9 protein-coding genes are annotated in these 9986 nt (G+C 47.4%); 3 read left to right on the forward strand and 6 right to left on the reverse strand.

What is annotated here, in order from left to right; all coding sequences use genetic code 11:
* Positions 1–368 precede the first annotated feature (368 nt).
* Positions 369–953 (forward strand): helix-turn-helix domain-containing protein, encoded by a 585-nt coding sequence (locus tag QD47_RS28200; protein WP_014280814.1) that lies wholly within the window; start codon positions 369–371, stop codon positions 951–953.
* A gap of 173 nt (positions 954–1126) precedes the next feature.
* Here the strand turns inward: QD47_RS28200 and QD47_RS28205 are convergent, their stop codons facing one another.
* The 4 genes from QD47_RS28205 to QD47_RS28220 all read right to left on the reverse strand — a co-directional run bounded on the left by QD47_RS28205 (position 1127) and on the right by QD47_RS28220 (position 6296).
* Positions 1127–2824: a ribulokinase gene (locus QD47_RS28205; RefSeq protein ID WP_044649244.1), complete on the reverse strand. Its 1698-nt coding sequence runs from the start codon at positions 2822–2824 to the stop codon at positions 1127–1129.
* The gene (gene araD, locus QD47_RS28210) at positions 2821–3531 is read right to left on the reverse strand and encodes an L-ribulose-5-phosphate 4-epimerase (RefSeq protein ID WP_044649245.1); all 711 of its coding nucleotides are present in this window, start codon (positions 3529–3531) and stop codon (positions 2821–2823) included. Before araD ends, QD47_RS28205 begins: the two co-directional genes overlap by 4 nt.
* Positions 3532–3848: 317 nt before the next feature.
* Positions 3849–4946, reverse strand: coding sequence for a GntR family transcriptional regulator (locus QD47_RS28215; RefSeq protein ID WP_044649246.1), 1098 nt, complete (start codon positions 4944–4946; stop codon positions 3849–3851).
* A 198-nt stretch (positions 4947–5144) separates the two neighbouring features.
* Positions 5145–6296: a sn-glycerol-1-phosphate dehydrogenase gene (locus QD47_RS28220; RefSeq protein ID WP_044649247.1), complete on the reverse strand. Its 1152-nt coding sequence runs from the start codon at positions 6294–6296 to the stop codon at positions 5145–5147.
* A gap of 168 nt (positions 6297–6464) precedes the next feature.
* Between QD47_RS28220 and QD47_RS28225 the strand changes: the two genes are divergently transcribed.
* Positions 6465–6668, forward strand: a complete 204-nt coding sequence (locus QD47_RS28225; protein WP_044649248.1) for a hypothetical protein — start codon at positions 6465–6467, stop codon at positions 6666–6668.
* Positions 6669–7039: 371 nt separating this feature from the next.
* Here the strand turns inward: QD47_RS28225 and fabV are convergent, their stop codons facing one another.
* Positions 7040–8212: an enoyl-ACP reductase FabV gene (fabV, locus tag QD47_RS28230; RefSeq protein ID WP_044649249.1), complete on the reverse strand. Its 1173-nt coding sequence runs from the start codon at positions 8210–8212 to the stop codon at positions 7040–7042.
* A 92-nt stretch (positions 8213–8304) separates the two neighbouring features.
* Positions 8305–9204 carry an arginase family protein gene (locus QD47_RS28235; protein WP_044649250.1) on the reverse strand — a complete coding sequence of 300 codons (900 nt, stop codon included), beginning with the start codon at positions 9202–9204 and terminating at the stop codon, positions 8305–8307.
* A gap of 115 nt (positions 9205–9319) precedes the next feature.
* On the opposite strand from QD47_RS28235, the gene QD47_RS28240 reads away from it, so the two are divergent.
* Entirely contained in the window at positions 9320–9865 is a 546-nt protein-coding gene (locus QD47_RS28240; protein WP_044649251.1) for a CGNR zinc finger domain-containing protein, read from the forward strand.
* Positions 9866–9986 lie beyond the last annotated feature (121 nt).

Consider the following 9986-nt stretch of genomic DNA (forward strand, 5'->3'; position numbering starts at 1 on the left):
CAAGCACAGCAAAGTGTTTGCTGCCAAAAGTGCCGTCAGAAACCATATCATTATCTTTTTACAAAACATCTGACTGGATAACCTCCTCTTGTCATTCAGGAAATAGTTGGGTAAACTTGGAGTCCCCTATCCATTTCTCTCTCTTATAAACCTTACAATCATAAAAAAAGAACATATTCCCTCCGCTTCCATAAAAGTAGACACAATTCAATATATCGGCCCCTTAACTCCCCATTTTCATAGGTCAAATGGACCTTATTTTCCATAAACCGGTTAAGCCCATGGGATTAAAAGAAAATCAGGAGGGGAGTCACTTGCAAAGCCCCCTTCGGGTATAGTAGTATGTGGTTAAAAAAATCGGAGGATATATGCCTAAACAACAAGATAAACATTCCATTCAGGCGTGGTCTCTGATCAATCGCAAATATTTGGGAAAAGGTGTGCGCGTCAAACGTTTTCGCAAGCCGACACGCTGTCAAGTACGCAATCGTGTTCTGCTAGCCGTTTTGATGGCTAATGACATTAAACTGTCTCAGCTTGCCGAGGAGCTTTCCATTTCCTCCCGTAGCGTCAGCGCGTGGGTATATGAAGGTCGTATTCCCGGCAACACTAATCTGGAAAAAGCTTGTAATACACTTGGTTATCCGCACCATATTCTGTTTAATGAAGAGGTTGTCCGGCGTTCACCGCTCATCTGTCAGCCATCACCGTCCCGTTTTATGAAACGGACTGTGACTCGTTCCCCGGTCAAAAACCGGATTTTGGCGGGTCTATGTATGGTCCATGATATTTCGGTGACCGATGTCAGTCATTGGATTGGCGTTCATCCCGGCACATTTCGAAAATGGTTGCACCAGGGTACCGTTCCTTCTCAAACCTTCCAGGATCAGGCGGAACAGTTTTTCCGCATTCCAAAATCCATTTTGTTTGCTGATGCCATGCTGAAAAAGTGAGAATGTCCGTTAAAACTAAACTTTTGTACTTTACCTGAAAGTCTATGAAAGGAACGCATTACCATCTTTCATTTCATAAGACTTTCGCCTGTTGCAAATCACGGAATATAAGAACAAAGAAAGCACAGTCTGCCATTTTCTCGGCGTACTGTGCTTTTTTAGATGCTTACCTTTTAAGAATGAGTGCTTGCCGCTTCTGTAGAACGTCCGGCTTCTTCCTTAATCGCCTTCAGCTTCTTCATCACCGGATTGCCTCCACGTCCAAAGTAGTCGTGAAGACGGCTGTATTCCTCGTACAGCTTATCATAGACGGCCGCGTTCTCTGGGATCGGTTTGAAGCTCTCGTCCCGTACACGAGCCATATGGCGCGCTGCTTCGACGATATCGTCATACCCTCCGGCCTCTGCTCCCGCAGCCACTGCCGCGAACATCGCTGCGCCCAGCGCAGGGGTTTGAGTAGAAGCCGCCACTTTGATCTCCCGTCCAGTTACATCGGCATAAATTTGCATCAAGAGACGGTTTTTCTGCGGCAATCCACCGCATGCGTACAATACATCTACCGGCACGCCGTTGTGATGGAACGCATCGACGATTTTACGTGTACCGAATGCTGTGGCTTCCAGCAATGTACGATACACTTCCTCCGGCTTCGTCAGCAGCGTATAGCCGACAATAAGACCCGTCAGGTTCGTATCCACCAGCACAGAACGGTTGCCGTTCCACCAATCCAGCGCAAGCAATCCGGTTTCGCCCGGTTTGTACGCTGCCGCTTTGCGTTCCAGCCACACATGGACGTTCACGCCTTCTGCCGCAGCCTGCTCCTTCACCTCACCGGGAACAGCATGCTCAACGAACCATGCGAAAATATCTCCTACGGCCGACTGACCAGCCTCATAGCCGTAATAGCCCGGAATAATTCCGTTTTCTACAACGCCACACATACCTTCGACTTCTTTTTCTTCCTCACCGAGCAGCATATGACAAATAGAGGTTCCCATCGCCATAACCAGCTTCCCTGGTGTAACGACACCTACCGCCGGAACAGCCGCATGTGCATCCACGTTTCCTACGGCTACCGCAGTTCCCGGATTCAACCCGAGTTTTGCAGCCATGTCCTCTGTTAATCCACCTGCACGGCTACCCAAGTCATAAACCTCACCACGCAGTTTCGTATCCGTCAGATTTTCCAGACGAGGATCGAGCGCTTTGAAAAACTCACGGTCCGGATAACCGTCACGATGATGGTAAATGGACTTGTAGCCTGCTGTACATTGATTACGTTTCAGCTCTCCACTAAGCTGGGAAATAACCCAGTCGGTCGCTTCTACAAAGCGATCTGTCTGATCATAAATATCCGGCGCCTCGTTCAGAATTTGCCAAATTTTTGCGATCATCCATTCGGATGAAATTTTACCACCATAACGAGGCTGAAATGCCTCTCCGCGTTGTGTGGCAATTTCATTCAGACGATCCGCTTCATCCTGCGCTGCATGGTGCTTCCACAGTTTTACCCAGCTATGCGGGTTATCCTTCAGGTTCTCGTCAAAACACAATGGTTGTCCCTGCACATCGATTGGCAGCATCGTACATGCTGTAAAATCAATCCCGATCCCGATGATGTCGTCAGGAGAAATCCCCGTCTCCTTCATGACAGCAGGTACAGAAGTCGTCAGCACTTCAATATAGTCAGCCGGATGCTCCAGCGCCCAGTCCATTTCCAGCTTGCGTCCGCTGCCAGGCAGCACTTCATCAATAACCCCATGGCGATAAGGTGTTACGTGTGTAGCAATTTCAGCTCCGTTAGAGAGGTCAACAATGACCGCACGCCCGGACTCTGTTCCATAATCGACACCAATGGTATACTTGCTCATTTGTGTGTCTCCTCCTTTTTCGTTTGACCATAGTAGGCGTTCGCTCCATGCTTGCGCAGAAAATGCTTATCCAGCAGCGCCTGATCCATAGAGGTTAATTCCGGGTTCAGCGCGAAGGAACGGTACGCCATCTTTGCTACTTCCTCCAGCACCACCGCATTATGAACGGCATCATCGGCATTTTTCCCCCAAGCGAACGGTGCATGCTGATTAACGAGGACACCTGGAATATCCGCTGGACTAATATCCTGAAACGTCTCAATAATCACATGTCCCGTCTCCAGCTCATACTCTCCAGCAATTTCCTCTGAAGACATCGCGCGAGTACACGGAATCGCTCCATAAAAATAATCACCCTGTGTTGTCCCTAATGCAGGAATCGCGCGTCCTGCCTGTGCCCAGCTTGTGGCCCAAGAGGAATGCGTGTGTACAATACCGCCGATTTGTGGAAAAGCACGGTACAGTGCCAGATGTGTAGGTGTATCAGATGAAGGACGAAGGTCCCCTTCGACAATATCGCCTTGTAAATTGAGTACAACCAATTGCTCTGCTTTCAGCTCCTCATAGGCCACACCACTTGGCTTAATTACAACCAGCCCCTGCTCACGGTCGATACCGCTTACATTTCCCCACGTAAAAGTAACCAGACCATGCTTGGGAAGAGCCAGATTGGCCTCCCATACTTCCTGTTTTAATTGTTCTAACATGTATAAGACACTCCTTTTACTATCATTTCTGAAATCTGAAATGGAAGTGCTAATGACCTCATATCCTTGGTTCCGCTTTCATTATACACTTGTACGTACAACTTAGCCAGTGTTTTTTTATACGTTTTTTCACTGCATAACTGTCTATGTTTTCAGAAAAAACATAGCAAAAACAGCCTATTTTCTGCAATACAGAAAACAGGCTGTACGATAAGGCGAGTAGGCAGGCCGAAACGCTATGAGGTGTCAGAACTACATTTCTTCCAACTTGTCCTTACATGTATCCAAATAAAAACTCGCCCATATTTATTAGGTTCTTATACGTCACTGGCAACAGGACCCGCAGATTCACGGATAATCAGCTCTGGTGGAATAATCCACTGGCGATCCTCTTCGCGGAAGCCCTTTTCTTCAATCATCGACAATATTGTATCAGCGGCGCGAAATCCCAGTTCTTCTTTGGGATGGCGGATTGTAGTTAGCTTGATTTCCGTTGCCGTTGCCAAAAAAGAGTCATCAAACCCCACCAGCGACAAATCGCCCGGAATGCTCAGACCCGCCGAACGCACAATGTCCAACAAACGCACAGCCAGCTCGTCATTATAGGTTACCCATCCAGTAGGGCGCTCTTTCGGCTCCATACTCAACAGTGCAGACGCACGCTGTAACGGAACCTCATTTTTTTCTTCTGTCCGGTAGGTGGTCACTGCATTCGGATGCAGCGTAACCCCATATTTACGGTGGGCGGCCACAAATCCCTTCATACGAAGAATTCCCTGCATATCATCTGTCTTGAAAAACCCGGCTAACCGCCGATGTCCCAGCTTAATCAGATGCTCAGCCGCTAAAAATCCACCCTTCTCATCATCTACACGCAGACATGGCGCATCCATTTCCTCATACCGCGCATTGATCATTAAATAAGGAATTTGGCGATTTTCCAAGGTCAGGTAATAATTCAGATTGGGATTGCGTTCCCCACTTTTCGTCGGCTCAATAATAATCCCGCTCAAGGGCTGACTTAACAGCATTTCCAAACACTGGCGTTCCTGCTCGGGGTCATTGCCTGTGCTTGACAGCAGCAGCTTATAGCCCTGACGACTTAATTTGGATTCAATTCCCTGCACAATCGACGGAAAAATATAATCCGATATATAGGTCGTAACGACCCCGATCGTCCGTGGGTCCTCGGGCTGCTTGCTATCCCGTGTGGCGATAAAGGTCCCCTTGCCCTGCATGCGAAACAGCCAACCTTCCTGCACCAGCTCACCTAACGCCTGACGCACGGTTTGCCGACTAACCGCAAATTGCTCAGACATTTCATGCTCAGATGGAAGCTGGCTTTGAGGCTCCAGCCTGGATGAATGAATCCATGACATAATTTCCTGTTTAACTTGTATATATTTGGGCGCCATAATTTCCTCCGTCACTTGCAATATCGTGTACCCTTTTGTATTTCACGATTATAGCATATCGTTCATTTGTACATACAAATGTTACAGGAGCAGGATATCGTTGTATAGCTGCCAGAGGCGTAAACCCATTCGCTAATCCCTTCCATGTTACAAGTGCTTGGTTATCCTGTCTAAATATCGCTTCTGTAAATGTGCATTTTATGAGCGAAGCAATTGATGATCGTTCATATACTTGAGCCCTGTATAGCGATTACGCAGAGTATGAGCCGTACGAAGTGCGCGCGCAAGCTGCTCCTCGGTTACGCCCAGCTCGGCAATCATAGACGGACCACCGACCTGAGTCAGCCATGCACGCATCTGCTCTGACGTGGGCAAGGTTCGATATACCTCCAAAGCGTCCACAGCTTGGCTGGCAGCCAGGTCCCTGTACAAGTCCGCCAGTAAAGCAGAAGCTACGCCCACTTTGGCACCATGCAAAACTTGCTTGCGTCCCTCTGCAATAAAATCCATTTCAATTCGGTGAGAAATGTGGTGCTCCCCCCCCGATGCTGGACGGGAATGATCAATCATCAGCATGGAAATGCCTGATGCGATCAGCGCGTTCATCAGCACTTCGACACCTGCCTGGCTACCCGCCGCAATCTCATCAACATGCTCTACACAGGCCCGCAGCGCCTCCTCCGTGATTCGATTAGCCAAAGGCGAATACGGTTCGCCTCCCAAATCTCTGGACACATGCCAATCGGCTAATGAGGTGAATTTGCCGAGCATATCGCCAAAGCCTGCAGCAGTCATCGCTTGTGGCGCATTCGCCAGTACGGATAGATCAGCAAAGATCGCTTCCGGCGGAACAGCCTGAAATGTCTGCTTGCTGCCGCCCACAATCAACGGCGCTCCTGCCGATGTGAATCCATCCACAGAAGCGGCCGTCGGCACCGACAGGAACGGACAATTCATTTTATAGCATGCGAAGCGAACCAGATCATGAATAGTGCCGGAGCCTACGGCCAGTACAGCCTGACTCTCATCTGCCACGCCCAACAACACCTTTACGATATAGCCTTCATCTGCAATCACATCCCCCACAGCATTGGGAGGCAACCGAACCACATCGACCACCAAACCTGCATCACGTATCCGTTGCGTCACCTTTTCCCCTGCCGCCGCAGAAGTGTATTCATCCTCTACCAGCGTCACATGATGGTAATTCTGTTGCTTCAAATAAGGGACGACGGCTTCAAGCGCTCCATCACGCACCTCAATAAATAATTCTACCTTTCGATAAGGGTGATCGGTGTTGTTTGCTTGTGCCTCTTCGTTCCACTGCTTGATCTGCTCATTCATATTCATTTCATCTACCTCCTGAAAAGGAATAATTTGCACAAGAATGATCCATACTGTTAAAAAGATTCTCTTTGAAAACGATTTCTATTTAATTGTACGCACAAGTTCCTGTCCAAGTCCAGATGAAAAGTACAAGTTACTTTGCAAATTCTGATTCCGAAAGGAAAAATGCTTATGAAATTCAGAACAGACATCGCTTGCGCACTCGGTTTACTGGCAGGCACAACCTTTGGCAGTGGTATTGCTTTTTTATTCGGCTGGCAAGCCTATCAGGCTTTGACCTCCGTATCTGTATTTGGCGTTGCCGGGATCATGATTACCATCGCTGTTTTTCGTCTGCTTCATCACAAATCGGTATCTACGTCAGATCCCCAATAGTTTCAACTGTTAAAATGAGAACACTATATAAGCGGAACTTAAAAGTTACCTTAGTGCCACTTCGCAGACGGATGGTACTTCGCTTGTACAGCACCATTCCGCCTACTTCGTTTTCCATGTACCTTTTTTTAGTTCAGCTTATATACATTTGCCTAACATATGAGGAATTTTGCAAAAATCCAATAAGCGACTTTCAATGAACAATATATAGATCCAAATGTTCCAGTTCGTCTATATATTGCACTAGGGAGCGACTGGAATCGAATTTTGCAAAATCCTGATATAAAAAACGGGCCTCACAAGCCATTTATTTCGCTTGTAAGTGCCCGCTTTTATTGTGTTTGTAGTACAATTCGCGATCAGCCACGATGCTACTGAATATCTGGATTTACATCCAATTCATAATCAATTTCATCAAACCCGAATCCAAACAACTGAAGGAAATCCAGACGATATTGTTCAAGGTCGCCCCGTTCAGATACATTTTCTGTAGTAATCCCGGACCAAGCCTCTTGGACAGCCTGCTGGACATCAGCTCTCATTTCCCAGTTGTCCAGACGAATGCGCCCTTCCTCATCGGTTTCCACTGTCGCTCCACTATATAGCTTCCCAAACAGACGCTGCGCTTGCTCGATACAGCCCTCATGCAAACCCTTTTCCTTCATAACCTTAAACAGCAAAGAAATATACAGAGGTACAACTGGAATAGCCGAGCTGGACTGTGTAACCAAAGCTTTATTTACAGAAACGTAGGCTTTTCCATCATAACGCTCCAGTTGCTTTGTTAAGGTATGCGCAGTGGCCTCCAAGTCATTTTTGGCTTGGCCAATGGTTCCTTTACGGTAAATGGCCTCCGTGATCTCTGGACCAATATACGAGTAAGCCAGTGTGGTTACCCCTTCAGCCAGCAGATCAGCTTCTTCCAGCGCTTTTAGCCATAAGGACCAATCTTCGCCCCCCATTACCGTTATCGTATTTTCGATTTCCTCCTCTGTAGCCGGTTCCAGCGTAATCTCCGATACGACACCTGTATTGGTATTCACCGTTTTATCAGAAAAGGGCTGCCCGATGGGCTTGAGAACGGAGTTGAAGGTTTCACCTGTATCGGGATGCGTCCGTCGTGGTGAGGCGACACTATACACAATCAGATCTACCTTGCCCAGCTTTTCCTTAACCAGTTTCAACGTCTCCTGCTTGATTTCATGGGAAAAAGCGTCTCCATTAATGCTTTCTGCTATGTAGCCAGCCGCTCTAGCCGATTCCTCAAAGGCTACAGTGTTGTACCATCCAGCTGAAGCTGTGCGTCCTTCTGAAGCAGGGCGTTCATAGGATACACCTATGGTATCAGCTCCCATACCAAAGCTGGCAGCAATGCGGGAAGCCAGTCCATAGCCGGTGGAAGCTCCGATCACAAGCACCTTTTTGGCTCCTTGTATTGAAGGACTTTCTTTGATGTAGTCGATTTGACGATTGACATGAGCCGCACATCCTCCTGGATGCGCAGTAGTACAGATAAAGCCACGGATTTTCGGTTTAATAATCATTGCAAGGGCCCCCTACTTTGGCATTCATTTAATATAGATGGAATGGTTGTCCAGTCATAACTATATAGCAAATCAGCTTGAGGCTCAACCTTTTACGGGCGTAATACAGCAGTCAACATCTCTTTAAAGTTTGCTGCTACCTTCAAGCCGGGATCTAATTCGGGGTCTAGTATAGCCACACTCATGCCTACTATTTGAGGTGATTTCAGTAAGACTCTAAGAACATCTGTGAGTTCCTTCCACTGCAAGCCATGAGATTCCGGGCAATCCACACAGGGCATGAGCGTTTTGTCAAGTACATCTGCATCCAGGTGAAGCCAAAAACCGTCAACCTCTCGCTGATGAATGAAATCATTCAAAAAATCCGCAGTCCAGGCACCCCCTTCCCGAAGAGAGCGTTCCGCACTGAAGCAGGTAATGCCCTCCGTCTTTGCCTCTTCTATAATGCTCTGCTCCGGATCTGATTCGCGATAGCCGAAGGTCAGGGCATTGGAACTCTGAATATAAGGTTTTCGGTTTTCCAGATTGGTTAAAATATCTGTTCCTTTACCAGTAACAATAGCAAGGTCCATACCAGCCACAACGGCTTTATCTCTATTTCCTTTATGGTAATAATCTGGATGTGCGTCCATATGAACCAGTCCGTAATTCCCCTTTCGCGCCAGCGCCAAGGCGCTTCCCAGCAGCACACTGCAATCGCCGCCCAGAACAAGAGAAAACGCAGAGGTGCTCAGTACCTCCTCCACTGTATCTGCCAATTCAATGGAAAAAGCGGCCACCTGAGCCCCAAATAAGGCGCCGTCGTTGTATGTATACTTCTTCGGATAGGCAGGCTGAGACAGCCTTGTCGCGACTTGTGCTCCGATCGCTGTGTGAAGACCCAACTCCTCAAGAACAGCGGGAAGCTTCCAGCAGCCTCTTTCTCTACCGTCCGGATGCCTGCTAAGGCCAAGATTGGTGGGGGCATGAATAATGGAGATTTCTTTTTCCATCGACAACCAACTCCTTTTCCTTCGATTATGAGTCATAGCTATTTGCTAAAATGTAATACATAAAATATACTTTAAGCATTACTATATCCCTCAACGCGTAAGGAGTCAAACAGAATTGGAATATTACAACGAACTCTGGTTTTCTTTCACCTTCGATCTATTAAATAGTTATGATCCCTACTATGAAGAACCGGAACGGCTTGACAGTCCAGAACAATTAAATAATTTGCTGCAAAAGTATGGAGTATTATGCGATGAAACGGTAGCTCTGAAGGAGCTAACAGCCGTGCGTGCTTACCGCGACAGACTGCGCGATTTGATTATTAGTGGAAGTGATGAACAACTGGGAGAATTTCTGACGGAAAGTGAATTGCGTTCCCCCCTGCGCCCACGATTAAATGCACAGGGAGACGGCAACTTTCGTTATGTTTACAATCCACCTGATAAAAACACAGGCAGCTTGGCCGACCGTATTCTGGCGGTCTGTTCGCGTACGCTCGGAAGAGAACTGACCCTGTACGGAAGACCAAGACTCAAAGTCTGCGTTTCAGATCCTTGCCGTGAAATATTTTCCGATCATTCTAAAAACGGACTACAGCGGTTCTGTAGCAAACGTTGCTCTACCCGTTATCATGTCAAGAAACACCGGGAATCACAATGAAATACACGCCCGGGTAAATGGCTAATGCTACGCTCATCCCTTTGATATTACTACCAGCGCTGTAGATAACATAAAAAAGGTTCATCATTGCTACAATGAGCAATGATGAAAGTCGTCGTGT

This window comes from Paenibacillus terrae (assembly GCF_000943545.1).
GTDB lineage: Bacteria > Bacillota > Bacilli > Paenibacillales > Paenibacillaceae > Paenibacillus > Paenibacillus terrae_A.

Excerpts from the sequence above, each read along its gene's own strand:
- QD47_RS28220 (WP_044649247.1), bottom strand. The coding sequence starts at position 6,296 with ATGAATATGAATGAGCAGATCAAGCAGTGGAACGAAGAGGCACAAGCA.
- QD47_RS28215 (WP_044649246.1), bottom strand. The coding sequence starts at position 4,946 with ATGGCGCCCAAATATATACAAGTTAAACAGGAAATTATGTCATGGATT.
- fabV (WP_044649249.1), bottom strand. The coding sequence starts at position 8,212 with ATGATTATTAAACCGAAAATCCGTGGCTTTATCTGTACTACTGCGCAT.
- QD47_RS28225 (WP_044649248.1), top strand. The coding sequence starts at position 6,465 with ATGAAATTCAGAACAGACATCGCTTGCGCACTCGGTTTACTGGCAGGC.
- QD47_RS28200 (WP_014280814.1), top strand. The coding sequence starts at position 369 with ATGCCTAAACAACAAGATAAACATTCCATTCAGGCGTGGTCTCTGATC.
- araD (WP_044649245.1), bottom strand. The coding sequence starts at position 3,531 with ATGTTAGAACAATTAAAACAGGAAGTATGGGAGGCCAATCTGGCTCTT.
- QD47_RS28235 (WP_044649250.1), bottom strand. The coding sequence starts at position 9,204 with ATGGAAAAAGAAATCTCCATTATTCATGCCCCCACCAATCTTGGCCTT.
- QD47_RS28205 (WP_044649244.1), bottom strand. The coding sequence starts at position 2,824 with ATGAGCAAGTATACCATTGGTGTCGATTATGGAACAGAGTCCGGGCGT.